The organism is Paracoccus maritimus (assembly GCF_025195095.1).
Taxonomy (GTDB): domain Bacteria; phylum Pseudomonadota; class Alphaproteobacteria; order Rhodobacterales; family Rhodobacteraceae; genus Paracoccus; species Paracoccus maritimus.
Genome location: NZ_JANAVZ010000004.1, coordinates 325,427 through 343,530 on the forward strand (window position 1 = coordinate 325,427; position 18,104 = coordinate 343,530).

The 18,104-nt window shown below is 64.2% G+C and carries 16 protein-coding genes; 4 read left to right on the forward strand and 12 right to left on the reverse strand.

From position 1 onward, the window contains the following. Positions 1 to 11: 11 nt before the first annotated feature. Positions 12 to 791: a TIM barrel protein gene (locus MU516_RS09285; RefSeq protein ID WP_260276945.1), complete on the forward strand. Its 780-nt coding sequence runs from the start codon at positions 12 to 14 to the stop codon at positions 789 to 791. A gap of 17 nt (positions 792 to 808) precedes the next feature. Here MU516_RS09285 and MU516_RS09290 read toward each other — a convergent pair whose 3' ends face one another. The 11 genes from MU516_RS09290 to coxB form a co-directional block, all read right to left on the reverse strand. Continuing rightward, positions 809 to 2,449, reverse strand: a complete 1,641-nt coding sequence (locus MU516_RS09290; RefSeq protein ID WP_260276946.1) for an FMN-binding glutamate synthase family protein — start codon at positions 2,447 to 2,449, stop codon at positions 809 to 811. Positions 2,450 to 2,521: 72 nt separating this feature from the next. After that, positions 2,522 to 3,931 carry an FAD-binding oxidoreductase gene (locus MU516_RS09295; RefSeq protein WP_260276947.1) on the reverse strand — a complete coding sequence of 470 codons (1,410 nt, stop codon included), beginning with the start codon at positions 3,929 to 3,931 and terminating at the stop codon, positions 2,522 to 2,524. 66 nt (positions 3,932 to 3,997) lie between these two features. Beyond that, entirely contained in the window at positions 3,998 to 4,579 is a 582-nt protein-coding gene (locus MU516_RS09300; RefSeq protein ID WP_260276948.1) for a GNAT family N-acetyltransferase, read from the reverse strand. Next, entirely contained in the window at positions 4,579 to 5,856 is a 1,278-nt protein-coding gene (locus MU516_RS09305) for a M16 family metallopeptidase (RefSeq protein WP_260276949.1), read from the reverse strand. Before MU516_RS09305 ends, MU516_RS09300 begins: the two co-directional genes overlap by 1 nt. Further along, entirely contained in the window at positions 5,853 to 7,229 is a 1,377-nt protein-coding gene (gene thrC / locus MU516_RS09310; protein WP_260276950.1) for a threonine synthase, read from the reverse strand. The genes MU516_RS09305 and thrC overlap by 4 nt, the downstream gene beginning before the upstream one ends. Positions 7,230 to 7,239: 10 nt before the next feature. Beyond that, complete coding sequence (locus MU516_RS09315; RefSeq protein WP_260276951.1) at positions 7,240 to 7,911, reverse strand: SURF1 family protein; 672 nt, start codon at positions 7,909 to 7,911, stop codon at positions 7,240 to 7,242. A gap of 72 nt (positions 7,912 to 7,983) precedes the next feature. Continuing rightward, entirely contained in the window at positions 7,984 to 8,814 is an 831-nt protein-coding gene (locus tag MU516_RS09320; protein WP_260276952.1) for a cytochrome c oxidase subunit 3, read from the reverse strand. 37 nt (positions 8,815 to 8,851) lie between these two features. Then, positions 8,852 to 9,415: a cytochrome c oxidase assembly protein gene (locus tag MU516_RS09325; RefSeq protein ID WP_260276953.1), complete on the reverse strand. Its 564-nt coding sequence runs from the start codon at positions 9,413 to 9,415 to the stop codon at positions 8,852 to 8,854. After that, positions 9,412 to 9,639 (reverse strand): hypothetical protein, encoded by a 228-nt coding sequence (locus MU516_RS09330; RefSeq protein ID WP_260276954.1) that lies wholly within the window; start codon positions 9,637 to 9,639, stop codon positions 9,412 to 9,414. The genes MU516_RS09325 and MU516_RS09330 overlap by 4 nt, the downstream gene beginning before the upstream one ends. A gap of 5 nt (positions 9,640 to 9,644) precedes the next feature. Further along, positions 9,645 to 10,565 carry a heme o synthase gene (cyoE, locus tag MU516_RS09335; protein WP_260276955.1) on the reverse strand — a complete coding sequence of 307 codons (921 nt, stop codon included), beginning with the start codon at positions 10,563 to 10,565 and terminating at the stop codon, positions 9,645 to 9,647. A 27-nt stretch (positions 10,566 to 10,592) separates the two neighbouring features. Beyond that, a complete protein-coding gene (gene coxB, locus MU516_RS09340; protein ID WP_425606840.1) occupies positions 10,593 to 11,483 on the reverse strand; it encodes a cytochrome c oxidase subunit II in 891 nt (296 codons plus the stop codon). A 212-nt stretch (positions 11,484 to 11,695) separates the two neighbouring features. Between coxB and tldD the strand changes: the two genes are divergently transcribed. From tldD to topA, 3 genes are all read left to right on the forward strand, one after another. After that, complete coding sequence (gene tldD / locus MU516_RS09345) at positions 11,696 to 13,117, forward strand: metalloprotease TldD (protein WP_260276958.1); 1,422 nt, start codon at positions 11,696 to 11,698, stop codon at positions 13,115 to 13,117. Between the two features lie 73 nt (positions 13,118 to 13,190). Continuing rightward, positions 13,191 to 14,369, forward strand: coding sequence for a DNA-processing protein DprA (gene dprA / locus MU516_RS09350; protein ID WP_260276959.1), 1,179 nt, complete (start codon positions 13,191 to 13,193; stop codon positions 14,367 to 14,369). Positions 14,370 to 14,451: 82 nt separating this feature from the next. Next, on the forward strand, positions 14,452 to 17,127 hold the full coding sequence (gene topA, locus MU516_RS09355; protein ID WP_260277024.1) for a type I DNA topoisomerase: 2,676 nt from the start codon (positions 14,452 to 14,454) through the stop codon (positions 17,125 to 17,127). Between the two features lie 12 nt (positions 17,128 to 17,139). Here the strand turns inward: topA and MU516_RS09360 are convergent, their stop codons facing one another. Continuing rightward, positions 17,140 to 17,865 carry a prephenate dehydrogenase gene (locus MU516_RS09360; RefSeq protein ID WP_260276960.1) on the reverse strand — a complete coding sequence of 242 codons (726 nt, stop codon included), beginning with the start codon at positions 17,863 to 17,865 and terminating at the stop codon, positions 17,140 to 17,142. Between the last annotated feature and the right edge of the window lie 239 nt (positions 17,866 to 18,104).

Genomic DNA, 18,104 nt, shown 5'->3' on the forward strand with positions numbered 1-18,104 from the left:
GAGACCAGCCAGTGACCCAACCCTTTCAACTTGCCGCCTGCGCGGAAATGCTGTGGCGCGACCGTCCGATCGAATGGCGCGCCGCACGCCTGACCGAGATGGGGCTGGGCGTCGGCCTGTGGAACTGGCCCGATCACGATCTGTCCAAGCTGCAGGCAGTCGGCGCAACCTACACCATCATGAACGGGTATCTTCAGGGGCGGCTGGCCGATGATGAGGGGGCCGAAATCCTGCTGGCCTCGGCGCGCGAAACCGCGCGGGTCGGCAAACGACTGGGCGTTGCGCGGTTGAACCTGCACGGCACCGGCCTGGGCGACGGCGGCATCCCGATCCGGCAGCATGAACAGATCAGCGGCGCGATGTGGCTGAAGGCGCGGGACACATTGCACCGGATCTGCGATCTGGCCGAGGAAGAAGGCGTGGTGTTCGCCCTGGAAAACCTGAACCAGATGGATCATCCGGGCTGCCCTTTTGGCTCGACCGCCGATGTGCTGGCGCTGGTGTCCGCGATCGACCGGCCGCAGCTGCGCATCAATCTGGACCTGTATCACACCCAGATCGGCGAGGGTGATCTGATCCGCTGGTGCCAGAGATGCCTGCCCTGGATCGGCGAAATTCAGGTCGCAGATAATCCCGGCCGGTTTGAACCGGGCACGGGCGAGATCAACTATCCCAAGATTGCCGCTGCACTGGCCGCGATGGGCTATCGCGGTACCGTCGGCATGGAGGCCTTCGCGGCAGGCGACAGCGACACGGCCGTATCGGCCTTCATCGATGCCTTTACCCTCTAGACGCCACGTCAGAGAACTCAACTTGCGGGCAGCATCTTCCAGTCGTCGATCCCGGCCCGGTCCCAGTATTTCGCGAAGGCCGGATGGACCACCTTGCCCGCCAACAGCGCGCCCGGCTGGATCCAGTCGTAAAGACTGGCAGCCGATCGAACCTCGCGCGGGCCGGTGCGGATCATCAGGTGATGAGGTGTGAATTCGTCCGGATGGGTCAGCCCTGAACTCTCACAAGCCTCTTTCAGCGCATACATGGTCGCGCGATGGAAATTCGCCGCGCGCTGCGCCTTGTCTGGTACGACCAGCGCGCGATACCGGTCGCGATCCTGGGTCGTGATGCCGGTCGGACATTTGCCGGTGTGGCAGGCCTGCGCCTGGATGCAGCCGATCGCGAACATGAAGCCGCGCGCCATGTTCACCCCGTCCGCACCCAATGCCGAGATCCGGCAGATGTCGAAGGCAGTGATGATCTTGGCCGACGCGATCAGCTTGATCCTATCCCGGATACCAAGACCCACCAGGGTGTTGTGGACCAGCATCAACCCATCGCGCAGCGGCGCGCCCTTGTGATCCGCGAATTCGACGGGTGCGGCGCCCGTTCCACCCTCGCCGCCATCCACAACAATGAAATCGGGCGCGGTTCCGGTCTGATGAAACGCCTTGGCCATGGCAAACCACTCCCACGGGTGGCCGACGCACAGCTTGATGCCCACAGGCTTGCCGCCGGACAGGTCTCGCAGCAGCTTGATGAAATCGCACAGCCCCCGTGGCGTCGAAAAGGCAGAATGTGATGACGGGCTGACGCAGGCGACGCCCACCGGCACGCCGCGCGCCTCGGCAATCGCTTCGGTCACCTTGGGGCCGGGCAAGATACCGCCATGGCCCGGTTTGGCCCCCTGGCTCAGCTTGATCTCGATCATCTTCACCGCATCGTCGGCGGCGACCTTCTGGAACAGGTCGGGGGAAAACCCGCCGTCATGATCGCGGCACCCGAAATAGCCCGAACCGATTTGCCAAACCAGATCGCCGCCCATCCGGTGATATCGCGAGATCGAGCCTTCCCCGGTCGTATGTGCGAACCCGCCGGCCAGCGCCGCGCGGTTCAGCGCCTCGATCGCGTTCGGGGACAGCGCACCGTAGGACATGCCCGAGATATTGACCACCGAGCTGTCATAGGGCTTGCGACAATCCGGCCCCCCGATCCTGATTCGGAAATCCTGTCCATCCAGATGCGGAGTGGCCATGGAATGGTTCAGCCACTCGTAACCATCGCTGTAGACGTTCCGAAGCGTCCCGAAGGGTCGAACCCCCTCGATCCCCTTGGCGCGGCGATACACGACGGCCCGCTGCTCACGAGAGAACGGCGTTTCGGCGTGATCATCCTCGACGAAATACTGGCGGATCTCGGGGCGGAAATGTTCAAGAAGATAACGCATCCGCGACGACAGCGGATAGTTCCGCATCAGCGCGTGGCTTGTCTGAAACAGATCGCTGATCCCGATCAGCGTGCCGACCAGACCCAACAGTGCGATCAAAACACCCAGGATCGGTGCAGACCCTACCAATGCAAGCCCCAGCGGCATCATGCAGATGGCGATCGCAAAGGGGATATAGCGTTCGTAATAGCGAACACGTTCGGACAGGCGCGTATAACGCAGGCGCATCGTCTCCTCCCTCCGCTCGAAGACAGTCATCAACTAGCACGGAAATTGTAACGGAAACAGCGGCGAAGATGCCTATTGCGACAGCACGGCGCCCGGATTCATGATCCCCAGCGGGTCGAGGGCCTGTTTGATCGCGCGCATCGCGGTCAGCCTGGCGGGATCACCCCAGCGCGCAAGATCGCCAGTCTTCAGACGACCCACCCCGTGTTCGGCGGAAAAGGAACCACCGCGCGCCATCACCATTTCATGGATGCGCCGGGACAGGGCCTTGCGGACATCGTCATATTCATCACGCGCCCGCCCGCTTGCCGGGAACAGGTTGAAATGCAGGTTGCCGTCGCCAAGATGTCCGAAACAGTTCACCCGCATGTCGCCTTCGCCGTCCAGCATCCGGCCCGCCTCGGCAATGAACCCTGCAACCTCGGACAAAGGCAGGCTGATGTCATGGCTGGCGATCGCGCCGACCGCCCTGTTGGCCAGCGGAATATGCTCGCGCAGCGCCCACAGATCGGCCGCCTGCTGGCCCGATCGGGCGATCACGCCGTCGGTCACAAGCCCGGCTTCGGCGCCATCGACGAACATCCCTTCAAGCGCATCGTCGGCCTTCAGCCCCTCGGGCAAGCCGACCTCGACCAGCGCAAGCCAGGCCGGAATCGGCGAAAACGGTTGCCGCATCTGCGGGAAATGTTCGGCCAGGAACTGCAGCCCCTGCCCCGACAGCAGTTCGAACGCGGTCACGCCACCCGCCATCCGGGACTGCGCCATGGCCAGCAATCGCAGCGCGGATGCAGGATCCTGAACCACCAGCAGCGCGACCCCTGTTTCGGCTGGCACGGGGGCCATGACCAGCGACGCGGCCGTGATGATCCCAAGCGAGCCTTCGGCCCCGATCAGCAGATCCCGAATGTCGTAGCCGGTGTTGTCCTTCCGCAGACGCTTCAGGTCGTGCATGATCTGGCCAGATGGCAGCACCGCCTCGACCCCAAGACACAGCGCGCGGGCGTTGCCATGGCGCAGCACGTTGACGCCGCCCGCATTCGTGGCCAGCACCCCACCGATCTGCGCGGACCCCTGCGATGCCAGCGACAATGGAAATTGCCGCCCCGCCTCGGCTGCTGCGTCCCGCGCCGCCTGCAGGGTCACGCCCGCCTCGGCGACCATCACACCCTCGTCGGCATGAACGTCGCGGATCGCCGACATCCGTTCCAGCGACAGGATCAGCGGCGGCGGACCGTCGGGCATGACCTGTCCACCGACCAGTCCCGTCCCGCCCCCTCGCGGCACGACCGCCACCCGCGCGGCGGCGCAGGCGCGAATGATCGCCGCCGTTTCCTCGGCGTCGCGCGGCGCAGCGATCAATCCTGCATGCCCGCTGAACCGCCCGCGCGGCTCTTCCAGGTATGCGGGTGCGATATCGCGGATCACGCCCTGAGGCAGTTTCGCCGCAAGTCGTTCGTCCGCCGGGTTCAGATCAGATGTCATCGTCGCGTTCCGAAGATGTTTGCCGGCCAAGGACCGGATCCTGGGTCAGCAGGGTTGCGCAAGGCCCTATCGCGCCTCGGTGCGCCCCCTGCGATCGCCGCGCAGATTGGCATAGAGTACATGGTTTCGCCACCGACCGTTGATCTGCAGATAGCTTTGCGCGACGCCTTCATACTTGAAGCCCGCCCGTTCCAGAACCCCGCGCGAGGCGGCGTTTTCAGGCAGGCATGCGGCTTCGACGCGGGACAGATCAAGCGTGCTGAAGGCATGGTGAACCAAAGCCCCGATCGCCTCGCGCATATAGCCCTGCCGCGCGAACGGCTTGCCGATCCAGTAACCGATGGTGCCCGATTGCGCCGGCCCGCGCCTGATGTTGTCCAGCGTGATCGCCCCCAGCAGCACACCGTCGCGGCGCAGCAGAAACAGCGGCAGCGCGGTGCCACCGCGACTGGCCCGCGCGGCCCAGTAAACCCGATTGGTAAAGCTTTTCCGGGACAGGTGGTCGGGCGACCAGACCGGCTCCCACGGGGTCAGGAACTCTCGGCTTTCGATCCGCAGGGCGGTCCACGCATTGAAATCCGAATGCGCAGGCAAACGCAGGACGATCCGCTCGGTTTCCAGCCGGACGGGGCGTCGGCGCGAAAACATCAGGCGGCAAGCCGCTCGGCCAGTGCCTCGCGCGATGGCGCGGACTTGACCGGCCCGTACAGCGCCAGCGCGGGACGCGCCTGACCGATCAGCCGTTCTGCATGGGTGCGCACGTCCGACAGCGTGACCGACGAGATCCGTTCTGCCACTTCCGCGGGGTCCAGAACCCGCCCCCAGATCGCCAGCACCCGTGCTACGCGCTCGGCCTGCGCCGACGGGCTTTCCAGCCCCATCAGCAGACCGGCGCGCAGTTGCGCCTTGGCACGCGCAAGCTCGGCCTCAGTCAGGTCTCCTGCGGCGCGCTTTATTTCGTCGATGGTCAGATTGGCCAGATCGGCGACGTCCTTGCCGCCGGTCCCGGCATAGATCGTCATCATGCCGGTATCATCGTGAAAGCCGGATTGCGCGAAGATCGTATAGCACAGGCCCCGTTCCTCGCGGATCTTCTGGAACAGTCGCGAGGACATGCCCCCCCCCAGCGCCGCCGAGAAGATCTGGGCGGCGTAGAAATCAGGCGACAGATAGCCCGGCCCCTCAAGCGCCAGGGCGAAATGCGCCTGTTCCAGCTTCTTCACCCGACGCAGTTCCTGCCCCTGCCAGATCGCGCCCTCGCGCGGTTTCTGCAGGATCGGGGCCAGGTGCCCGAACGCCGCCTCGGCCAGCCGCACGATCCGGTCGTGATCGACGGCGCCCGATGCCGCGACGATCATCTGACCGGGGCCATAATTCTCGGCTACGAATCCGGCCAGATCCTCGCGGCCAAAGCTGCTGACGCGCTCGGCCGGACCAAGGATCGGGCGGCCGATGGCCTGATCGGGATAAGCCGCCTCTTGCAGCCAGTCGAAGATGATGTCGTCGGGCGTATCCAGCGCCTGTCCGATCTCTTGCAGGATCACGCCGCGTTCGACCTCGATCTCGCGTTCGTCGAAAATCGGGTTCAGCACGATGTCGGAGATCACGTCAAAGGCAAGATCGACGTCCTGTTCCAGAACACGGACGTAATAGGCCGTGGCATCGCGCGAGGTATAGGCGTTGATGAAGCCCCCGACATCCTCGATCGCTTCCGCGATCTGCAGGGCGCTGCGTGTGCTGGTACCCTTGAACGCCATGTGTTCCAGGAAATGCGCGATGCCGTTCTGATCGGCCCGTTCGTTCCGCCCGCCCGCGTTCACCCAGATGCCAAGCGCCGCCGAATGCAGGCCGGGCATGACGCGCGTCGCGACGCGCAATCCGTTCGGAAGGGTTGTCAGCTGCAGATGGGGATCGGTCGTCGTCAATTCGTTCTCCGTTCAAGGATCAAGGCTTTCAAGGCGTCCACGTCGTTTTCGACCCGGCTGACGCGCTCAGGCAGATCGAATAGACCCGCCATGTGCGGCGGCAGTTCCGGGCGAGCGCCTACGGCCCTTTCGACCGCATCGGGGAATTTTGCAGGATGCGCGGTGGCCAGCGTCACCATCGGAATGCCGGGTTCGACATGCTGGCGCGCGACGGCCACGCCCACGGCGCTGTGCGGACACAGGATCTGTCCGGTTTCGTCGCGAATGGTGCGGATCATCGCCAGCGTGTCTTCCTCGCTGACGCGGCCCGACAGATACTGCTCGCGCAGGGATTGCAGGGCGCCCTGGCTGATCGTGAAGCCGCCCTGCTTCAATTCGGCCATCAACTGCGACACGGCAGAGGCGTCGCCACCATAAGCCAGATACAGCGCCCGTTCGAAATTCGAACTGACCTGGATATCCATGGACGGGCTGATCGAGGGATGCACCTCACCCACACGATATTCGCCGGTCGTCAGGGCTCGGTGCAGGATGTCGTTCTGGTTCGTCGCCACGATCAACCGGCGGATCGGCACGCCCATCGCCCGCGCGATGCTGCCCGCGAAGATGTCGCCGAAATTCCCGGTGGGCACGCAGAAATCCATCGGCCGCATGCCCAGGCTGGCAGCGGCGGTGAAGTAGTACACGATCTGCGCCACCACACGCGCCCAGTTGATGCTGTTGACACCCGCCAGCCCGACCCCGTCACGGAAATCGTGATCGTTGAACAGATCCTTCAGCCGCGCCTGACAATCGTCGAAATGCCCGTCCAGCGCCAGCGCGTGGACATTGGCGGCATCAGGGGTCGTCATCTGCCGGCGCTGCACCTCGCTGACGCGGCCATGCGGGAACATGATGAACACGTCCACGTTGTCGATGCCCTTGAACGCCTCGATCGCGGCGCTGCCGGTATCGCCCGAGGTCGCCCCGACGATGGTGATCTTCTGTCCGGACCGTTTCAGCGCGATCTGGAACAGCTGCGCGATCAACTGCATCGCGAAATCCTTGAACGCCAGCGTCGGCCCATGGAACAGTTCCAGCAGATGATGGCCGGGCGCAAGCTGATGCAAAGGTGCCTTGGCGGCGTGTTCGATGCGGCCATAGGCACGGTCGATGGCACCACGCAGTTCGGCGTCAGAGAAGCTGTCTCCGGTGAACGGACGGATGACGCGGAATGCGATCTCTTCGTATGGCAGGCCGTCAAGTTCCGTGATCGCGTCGAAACCGGGAACGGTTTCGGGCAGATACAAACCACCGTCGCGGGCCAGTCCCGACAGCATGGCCTGTTCGAAATTCAGCACCGGGGCCTGCCCCCGCGTCGAGACGTAGCGCATCGTCATTCCTTCAGTAGGTCCGCCGCCTGATACGCCAGATCAGGGCGACTGTCATCCCTGCCCAGACCGCTGCGATCATGAACCACTGCACGGCGTAGGACAGGTGATTGTTGGGGATGCCCTCAATGGCGACGGGGATCGGTTCGACCCCCTGCGCGTCGCCTTCGACAAGACTTGCGACAACCAGGATCGGCTGGGTCTCAAGTTGCCGCGCCATGGCAGGCACATCGCGGGCAAACCAGATATTCTCGTCCAGATTGGGCTCTGGCGTGGCGCTGGCCTTTTCGTCGGGCCAGTGCAGGTTGCCGCGAATGGTCAGGCGCGTCGGGCCGCGCTGCGCGTGCCGCGCCTGCTGCGGCACGAAACCGCGATCGACCATGATCGCGCGCCCGTCATCGGTCACGAAACGCGACACGATCTGATATCCCCCGCCCTGTTCCTTGGTGCCGGACAAAACGTCGATCTCGTCCCCCGTCGTGGTCCCGCTGACGGTGACGGGCATGTATTTCATCGACGGATCGACCGTGTCCGGCAAGGGAACCGGCTCCGCGTCGATGCGGGTCTGGATCTGGCTCAGCATGCCTTCCTTCCATTCCAACCTGCGCAGCTGCCACGTCCCCAACTGGATCAGGATGGCGCATCCGACGATGCCGAGTAAGAGGGGAAACAGATAGCGACGCATGGAACGGGAATGCCTGCCAAAAGAAAACGCGCGGGGCCAGCCCCGCGCGCCAGAATGAAAGCCGGCTGGGATCTAGCTGCCCCAGATATAGACGGCACCGAACAGGAACAGCCAGACGACATCGACGAAGTGCCAGTACCAGGCGGCGGCTTCGAAGCCGACATGCTGTTCCTGGCTCATCTGTCCGCGGGTAAAGCGGAACAGGCACACCGCCAGGAAGATCGTGCCGATGATGACGTGAAGGCCGTGGAACCCGGTCGCCAGATAGAACGCGCTGGCATACGAGGTGTCGGCCAGGCCGAAGGCCGCATGGCTGTATTCGTAAGCCTGCAGAACCGAGAAGCAGACGCCAAGGATGATCGCCACGATCAACCCGTTGATGGTGGTCTTGCGGTCGTTTTCATGCACCAGCGCGTGGTGTGCCCAGGTGACCGCGACGCCTGACAGAAGCAGGATCAGCGTGTTGATCAGCGGCAGGTGCCAAGGATCGAAGGTCACGATGCCTTCGGGCGGCCAGACCCCGTCCCTGATCGGGCTTTCCGGCCCCATCGGATACAGTGCGTTCTTGAACCAGTTCCAGAACCACGCGACGAAGAACATCACCTCGGAGATGATGAACAGGATGAACCCGTATTGCAGGCCGATCCGCACGACCGGGGTGTGGTCGCCTTCCTCGCCTTCATGGATCACATCGGCCCACCAGCTATACATCGTGTACAGCACGCCGACGAAACCGATCAGGAACAGCCACGGACCCGAGACCGGAATCCAGAACAGATGCACCTCTTCTGCATGCATCCAGCCGACGGCACCATACAGCATCAGGAAGGCCGAGATCGCGCCGATAAAGGGCCAGATGGACGGCGGAAGAATATGATAGTCGTGGTTCTTAGCGTGCGCCATGGTCAGATCCCCGTCGGCTCCTCGTGCTAGCTTATGCTTAGTTGACGTTATCGGCCGGGGCAGCGTCAAGCGCCGCCTGCTTCGGCTCGGTCCGGTGGAAGGTATAGGACAGGGTGATGTCCCTGACCCAGCTTGCGTCGCGGTCGTTCACCAGTTCGGGATCGACGAAGAAGCTGACCGGCATCTCGACCCGTTCGCCGGGCTTCAGCGTCTGCTCGGTGAAGCAGAAGCACTGGATCTTGTCGAAATAATATCCCGACACATCGGGCGCGACATTATAGCTGGCGGTGCCGGTGATCGTTTGGTCCGAATTGTTCACCGCCTCGTAATAGGCCATGGCGTTCTGGCCGATGCGCACATCCATGCGGGTCTGCATGGGGCGGAACGTCCAGTCCAGATTCTTGTCGACATTCGCGTCAAATCGCACCCGCACGACTTCGTCCAGCACCTCGTCGGGCGCTTGAGTCGAAACCTGGGTCGTGCCGCCGAACCCCGTCACGCTGCAAAACCAGTTGTAGAAGGGTACGGCCGCCCATGCCAACGCCCCCATGGTCAGCACAACCCCGACCAGCGCCACGACAGTTTTCGAATTGCGGTTCATTGCTGCACCTCTTTCGTCGTCGTCCCGGTTCCGCCGTCCTGCCCCTCTTCCGGCAGCACCGAAACGCGCGGCTGATGGTCATAAGCCTCCATCAGGTCGCCCTGGCGGACCTTGACCACCGTCAGGGCAAAGACCAGAGCAACGAAACCGGCCAGCACAAGTCCCAGCCCGACATTGCGCGACCGACGACGCCGGTGCAGTTCGTGTTCGGCGCTTCGTGCCATCGCCATTACCATCCGATGCCTACCCAGTGCTGAACCAGCAGCGCCAGGAAATGCAGGAATGTGTAATACAGCGAAAGCCGGAAGAACCGCCGTTCCACTGTATAATTGTCGGCCATCGCCGCATCCTCGTCGCGGCGCATCACCCGCCAGCCGCCCAGAATGAACAGGATGTTCAGCACCGCCGCGACCGCCATGTAAAGCGGACCGCCGACCGATGTCAGACCCAGCCAGATCGCGAACGGTGCCAGCACCAGCGTGTAGGCAAAGATATGGCGCCGCGTCACCGTGCGACCATGCGTGACGGTCAGCATCGGCACGCCGGCCTTGTGATAGTCTTCCTTCATGAAAAGCGCGAGCGCCCAGAAATGCGGCGGCGTCCAGAAAAAGATCAGCGCGAACATCAGCAGTGATTCGATGCCCACGCCACCCGTCGCGCAGGCCCATCCGATCATCGGAGGGAATGCCCCGGCCGCACCACCGATGACGATGTTCTGCGGCGTCCAGCGCTTCAGCCACATCGTGTAGATGACGGCATAGAAGAAGATCGTGAAGGCAAGGAAGGCGGCTGCGAACCAGTTGGCGACCAGACCCAGCATCATCACCGAGATGCCGGACAGCGCCAGACCCAACCCCAGCGCCTCGCCGCCGGTGACGCGTCCCGACGGGATCGGGCGCGACTGGGTGCGCCGCATCACCGCATCAATATCGGCATCATACCACATGTTCAGCGCGCCGGACGCGCCACCGCCAAGCGCGATGAACAGCACCGCACAGAACGCAATGAACGGGTGCACGTCGATCGGCGCGACCGACAGGCCGACAAAGGCGGTGAACACCACCAGCGACATGACACGCGGCTTCAGCAGCGCCACATAATCGCCGAATTCAGCCTCGGGGGCACCCTCGTATGCGTTGATATCGGTCATTGCGCGTTCGTTTATCCGGTTGGCGGATCAGTCGGCCTTGGCCAGCTGCAGCCGCGCGTCCTCGGGCAGGCCAAGCGCGGCCTGCTGCTGTTCGGGCATGGTGCCGCCCTGTTCGGCCACCCATGCGGCATAGACCTCGGGGCTGACGGCCTTGACCACGATCGGCATATAGGCGTGGTTGATCCCGCACAGTTCGCTGCACTGGCCGAAATAGACGCCTTCCTGGTCGACGTTGAACCAGGCCTGCGCGATTCGGCCGGGCACCGCGTCCTGCTTGATGGCAAAGGCGGGGATGGTCCAGCTGTGGATCACGTCATTGGCCGTGACCTGCAGCAGAACGGTTTGGCCGACCGGCACAACCACGGCCGTATCGGTCGCCAGAAGATATTCGTCTTCGCTGTATCCGTAATCGGCAAGCTCTTCCTTGGTCAGCATGATCGAATCGAAGCTGAGGTCGTTGTCGGGATATTCGTAGGACCAGTACCACTGGTTGCCGATCGCCTTGATGACGATATCCGGGTTGGGCGGCATTTCCTGGCTGCGGAACAGCGCCGGCAGCGAGAAGGCCCCGATGGCAACAAGGATCAGCACCGGAACCAGGGTCCAGGCAACCTCAAGCGGAGTGTTGTGCGTAAATTTTGCGGGCACGGGATTGGCGCGGCTGTTGTAGCGGAAGATCACGATCAACAGCAGAGCGCACACGAACACCGTCACGACCGTGATGATGATCAGCACGAAGTGATCCAGCCACTGTTGGTCATGCGCCAGTTCGGTCGCGGCGGGCTGGAACCCCAGACCCTTGGCGTGAGGTTTGCCGATCGTCGGCAGATCGCCCAGTACATCCTGCGCCACAGCGCCGCTGGCTACCATTCCCGCGGTCGCCAGCCCCGAAGCTGCCGCGACTGCACGGCGAATCATCGCTTTTGCCATCATTCCATCCCGTTGCGTTGGCCCGGCCGCAATGGCCGAGGGGGCCGCTCTGGGCCGCCCCTTTCCCTTTCACATGGCTCGTTCTATGACCATATTACAGACTTACGGGCAAGTGATACCTAGGAAATAGGCACGAAATTCAGACGCCGTTCGCGTCGCGCAGACCAAAATTCCGGCCCGCAACCAAGGAGTCCCCACAGATGAGCCGCGACCGCTTCGACCCGTTCAGCCAGTTTCTGGATCGCGACCGGGCGCTGCGCATCTTGCGCGACGCGGTGACCGGCGCGGATGACGGAGAGCTGTTTTTGGAGCGTTCCGTGGCCGAGACACTGGTCTTCGATGACGGCAGGCTGCGCAACTCAGGCTATACCGCCGAACAGGGTTTCGGTCTGCGTGCGGTGCGAGGTGAGGTAACGGGATACGCCCACTCGACCGAGATTTCCGAGCAATCCCTGCGACGTGCGGCCGAGACGGCGCGGCTGGCCGTGGGTTCCGGAGGCGGACAGATGGCCGACGCCGCGCCGATGCGTGCGACACCTCTTTACGGTGCGGCGGACCCGGCCGAGGGGATCCCGGTCGCCCGGCGGATCGAGTTGCTGCGCCAGATCGACGATTATGCGCGTCGTCTGGATCCGCGAGTCGTGCAGGTCACAGCCTCGATCGCCTCGTCGTTGCAAGAGATCGCGATCCTGCGCCCCGAGGGCGGGCTTGTCACCGATACCCGCCCGATGGCGCGACTCAATGTCGCAGTCATCGTCGAGAACAACGACCGCCGCGAATCCGGAAGCCACGGCGGTGGCGGGCGGGTTTCGCTGGAAGGTCTGATGGATCCGGCCCACTGGCGGAACGCAGTGGACGAAGCGCTACGGATCGCGCTGGTCAATCTCAGGTCCGTTCCCGCCCCGGCGGGGGTGATGGATGTCGTTCTTGGGCCCGGCTGGCCCGGCATCCTGCTGCACGAGGCCGTCGGCCACGGGCTGGAAGGCGATTTCAACCGCAAGAAGGCCTCGGCCTTTGCCGGTCTGATGGGTCAAAAGGTGGCGGCGCCCGGCGTCACCGTCGTAGATGACGGCACCATCCCCGATCGACGCGGATCGATCAGCGTCGACGACGAGGGAACACCCCCCGCCCGCAATGTGCTGATCGAGGACGGGATCCTTGTCGGCTACATGCAGGACCGTCAGAACGCCCGGCTGATGGGGGTCGCCCCCACCGGCAATGGCCGCCGGGAAAGTTTCGCCCATGCGCCCATGCCGCGGATGACGAACACCTACATGCCGGGCGGCGACACCGATCCTGCCGCGATCCTTGCCGACCTGAAGGACGGCATCTACGCCGTCGGCTTCGGCGGCGGCCAAGTGGACATCACCAATGGCAAATTCGTCTTTTCCTGCACCGAAGCCTATCGCGTGAAGGACGGCATCGTGGGCGACCCGATTCGCGGCGCCACGCTGATCGGCGACGGCGCGACCGCACTGCAACAGATCCGGGCCGTCGGAAACGACATGGCGCTGGACCCCGGCATCGGCAATTGCGGCAAGCAGGGCCAATGGGTGCCCGTCGGTGTCGGTCAACCGACACTGATGATCGGCGGATTGACGGTCGGCGGTTCGGCAGCCTGAGACCGGCCCAGTCGGTAACCTTGTATTAACCACTGTTGCGCTATGCCTTGTCACGAGATGAGGCGGAGGCAGCATGGATACCGGTCATATTCCCTTCGGCACCCCCGGCACCCCACTTGCCGCGAAGGACGACGATCTAGGCATTCTTCGTCTCATCCGTTCCCGGCGCGTCGGCCCCGCGACGTTTCATCGACTGCTTGCCGAACACGGCAGCGCCGCTGCCGCGCTTGAGGCGTTGCCCGCCATCGCGGCGGCAGCCGGGGTCAAGGACTATCAGGCCTGCCCCGAAGGCGTCGCGGCGGCGGAGTTGGCGGCGGGCCGCAAGGCCGGTGCACGCCTGGTCCGCTGCGATTCGCCGCTGTATCCCGACGCGCTGCGCCAGATCGACGGCGCGCCTCCGGTGCTGTGGGTCCGCGGTGATCCGCATTGGCTGTCGCGCGATCCTGTCGCGGTGATCGGCGCGCGCAACGCGTCGTCGCTGGGGCTGCGCATGGCCCGCGGCATGGCGGCCGGTCTGGGCGAATGCGGCTGCACGGTCGTCGCCGGACTGGCGCGCGGGGTGGATACCGCGGCGCACAACGCCAGCCTACCCACCGGAACCGTCGCCGTGATGGCAGGCGGAGTCGATGTCATCTACCCCGCCGAAAACGTCGTGCTGGCAGCCCAGATCGCGGAAAAAGGCGTCCTTGTTTCCGAACAGCCGCCGGGAACGGAACCCGCCGCACGACATTTCCCAACCCGCAACCGCATCATCTCGGGCCTGTCGCGCGCGGTGGTGGTGATCGAGGCTGCACATCGCTCGGGCACGCTGATTACCGCCAGGAACGCGCTGGATCAGGGGCGCGAGGTGATGGCGGTGCCCGGACATCCGATGGATGCCCGCGCGGCAGGGTGCAACCTGCTGATCCGCGACGGTGCATTGCTGGTCCGCAGCGCCGGCGACGTGGTCGCGGCACTGGCCGAGCGCGGCGAGGCGCCCGTGACGCGATCCGATGATCCGGCGCCGCGCAACCGGCCTGGCACCGCGCCGCGCGCCAACGACGCGATCAGGACTACGGTCAACCGGGATGCCGGCGGCCCCGCTCAACTGGAAGCCCGGATCCTGTCGCGCCTGACCCCAAGCCCGACGGAGGAAAACGACCTGATCCGCGATCTTGGCGTCCCCGCCTCAAGCGCCAGCGCCGCGATCCTGTCGCTTGAGCTGCAGGGACGTCTGACGCGGCTTGCGGGCGGTCGTCTGGCGCTCAGTTGAACGGCCTCGAATTCGCCGACCGTTGACAGTCCCCGGCCCCGCACCCATGTTGCCGCCCCATTGAACGGTCCCTGAGGTGCAAATGCCCGTCGTCGTCGTCGAGTCCCCGGCCAAGGCCAAAACCATCGAGAAATATCTCGGCGGCGACTATCGTGTTCTGGCGAGTTTCGGCCATGTCCGAGACCTGCCGCCCAAGGATGGCAGTGTCGATCCGGATGCCGATTTCGCGATGAAATGGGAAGTCGCCAGCGACAGCAAGAAACACTTGAAGGCCATCCGCGACGCGCTGAAGGATGATCAGAGCCTGATCCTGGCCACCGACCCCGACCGCGAGGGAGAGGCGATCAGCTGGCACCTGCTGGAGGCCCTTGCCCCGGCACTGAAGAAGGGCAGCGAGGTCAACCGCGTCACCTTCAACGCGATCACCAAGACCGCCGTCAGCGAGGCGATGAAGAATCCGCGCCAGATCGACCAGGCGCTGGTCGATGCCTATCTGGCGCGGCGCGCCCTGGACTATCTGGTAGGGTTCAATCTGTCGCCCGTGCTGTGGCGCAAGCTGCCGGGCGCGAAGTCGGCCGGACGCGTGCAGTCGGTCTGCCTGCGGCTGATCGTTGACCGCGAGATGGAGATCGAGGCGTTCAAGCCCCGCGAATACTGGTCCGTTCATGCAAGGCTGGCGACACCCGGCGGAAACGAATACGACGCGCAGCTGGTCTCGCTGGCCGGGTCCAAGCTGGACCGCTTCGATCTGCCCGAAGCCGAAAAGGCCGCGATGGCGGTCAGCGCGCTGTCGTCTCGGGATCTGAAGGTCTCGGGCGTGGTGGCCAAGCCCGCCAGCCGCAATCCCTGGCCGCCCTTCATGACCTCGACCCTGCAGCAAGAGGCCAGCCGCAAGATGGGCATGGGCGCCAAGGCCTGCATGTCGGCGGCGCAGCGCCTGTATGAGGCAGGGCTGATCACCTATATGCGAACCGACGGCATCGACATGGCGCCCGAGGCGGTGATGGCCGCCCGCGACGCGATCAAGGCCAAGTTCGGCGAGAATTACCTGCCCAAATCGCCGCGCATGTACAAGAACAAGGCCAAGAACGCGCAGGAAGCCCACGAATGCATCCGGCCCACCGACATGATGCTGTCGCCCGACAAGCTGAAGGTCAGCGCCGAGGATCAGCGCAAGCTGTATGATCTGATCTGGAAGCGCAGCATCGCCAGCCAGATGGAAGCGGCGCGGATGGAACGCACCACCGTGGATATCGAAAGCCCGGATCGGCAGGTCGGCCTGCGCGCGACGGGTCAGGTGATGCTGTTCGACGGGTTCCTGCGCGTCTATGATCAGGGCCGCGACGATGACGAGGGCGAAGACAGCGCGCGCCTTCCCGCCATCACCGAAGGCGAGGAAGCGAAACTGGTCACCAAGGCGTTCGAGCCTGAATTCACCAAGGCCCGCGACAAGGGGGGCGACGCACCGGACGCACCATCAGGGCAGCGCGCGGCACCGGGATTGCTGATGAACGACGCGGCTTCGACCGCCGCCCGCCAGCATTTCACACAACCCCCGCCCCGCTATACCGAGGCAACACTGGTCAAGCGCATGGAAGAACTGGGCATCGGCCGCCCCTCGACCTATGCCAGCATCGTGACCACGATCCAGGACCGCGAATATGTCCGCAAGGACAAGAACCGCCTGATCGCCGAGGACAAGGGCCGGTTGGTCACGACTTTCCTTGTGAAATATTTCCCGCGCTATGTCAGCTATGACTTCACCGCCGATCTTGAGAACGAACTGGACGAGATCAGCGCCGGCGACCTGATCTGGCGCGACGTCCTGGGGCGCTTCTGGAAGGATTTCTCGAAGGCGCTTGAAGGCACGTCAGACTTGCGGATCTCCGAGGTTCTGGATGCGATCGACGACGCGCTGGCCCCGCATCTTTACCCACCACGCGCCGATGGCGGCGATCCGCGCGAATGTCCGCTGTGCGGCAAGGGCCGCCTGAACCTGAAGACCGCACGATCGGGTGGCGCCTTCATCGGCTGTTCGAACTATCCCGAATGCCGCTTTACCCGGCCATTGTCGGCACCCGACGGGGAAGAGCCCGTGGGCGACCGCATTCTGGGAGAGGACGACGGTGACCAGATCAGCCTGAAGACCGGACGCTTCGGCCCCTATGTTCAGCGCGGCGAGGCCACGGAAGACACGCCGAAGCCGCCGCGCGCGTCGATCCCGAAAGGCTGGGATGCGGCGGCCTTGGATCTGGACAAGGCGCTGCAACTGCTGTCGCTGCCGCGCTCTATTGGTCCGCATCCCGACGACGGAGTGCTGATCGAGGCGGGAATCGGGCGCTATGGCCCCTATGTGAAGCATGACCGGAAATACGCGAACCTGCCGGATGTGGACGAAGTGTTCACCATCGGCATGAACCGCGCGGTCGAGGTTCTGGCGGCCAAGCAGACGCGCGGCCGCGCCGCAGCCGCTGCCCCGCTGAAAGAGCTTGGAGATCATCCTGATGGCGGTGCGATTCAGGTGATGAACGGCCGCTATGGCCCCTACGTAAAGTGGGAAAAGATCAACGCGACCCTGCCACGCGACGTCTCTCCCGATGAGATCACCAAGGAAGAGGCGCTTGAACTGATCGCGGCCAAGGCTGCTAAATCACCCAAGAAGGCAGCCAGGAAACCCGCCGCGAAGAAAGCGACGGCGAAGAAGCCTGCTGCAAAGAAGCCGGCAGCGAAGAAACCCGCCAAGAAGACCTCTGAATAGCCCGGACAGTGGTCAGCGCAGATCCTCGGCGATCTGTGCGGCCGCATCCAGAAAACGCTCTCGCACCGGCGCGGCATGCGGGTTTTCGCGCAGGATGGTGCGCAGTAGTTCCGGCGAGTCCGCCCCGACCATCCCTGCGGCCTGGACCAGATGACGGAAGCTGGCGGTGGTCAGGCGGTCGGGCATTGGCCCAAGCTGCGAAATCCCGCGCGCGACCAGATGCGTCAGCCCCTGCACTACCGCCATCTCGCGGTCATGCTGATCGGGCGTCGTGCGCAGGACCCGCAGTCCCATGCGTCGCAGCAGCGCCGCGGCACGCCTGTGTCCCGACCCGCGCAGCGGACACCAGGCGATACGATGCCCGTCCAGCCCGTCGCGTGCGCTTTCCGGGCCGAACAGCGGATGGCTGGCGACGATCTGAACATGACCTGGCAGGATGTTCTGCATCATCTGCGCCGGGCGGATCTTCACCGATGCGACATCAACGACCATCGCGCCGGGCGAAAGATGCGGCGCGATCTGGTGCAGCACATCCTCCATCCGCGACAGCGGCACCGCCAGAACGACGATATGGCAGCGCGCGGCGTCCTCCAGATCGACCTGCGGCAGATCATTGGCACGCATCACCGGGTCGCAGACGCAAACCGGTATGTGATGGCGCAGATGGCGCGCGATCAGTTGACCGAACGCACCGAAGCCGATGACGGCAAGGCGCGGAATTTCCGGGTGGTGAAACACGGCAGGACCTTTCGACAAGGCGCAAGGTCGTGATGTTCTTTTCCGATCAACCGCACGGCCCGCGCGGTTGACATGATTGTGCCCCCGCTATGATTGCGGGCGGCGATACAGGGAAAAGATGGCATTTCTGCGGTTCATGCCACTCAGATGGGCCAGCGGGTGGCATGATGTCAAGTCCTGCCGCTAACAGCGGGCGGTCCGATTGACACCGGTTGGTCGGCGGGCCATGACTTCTGCCG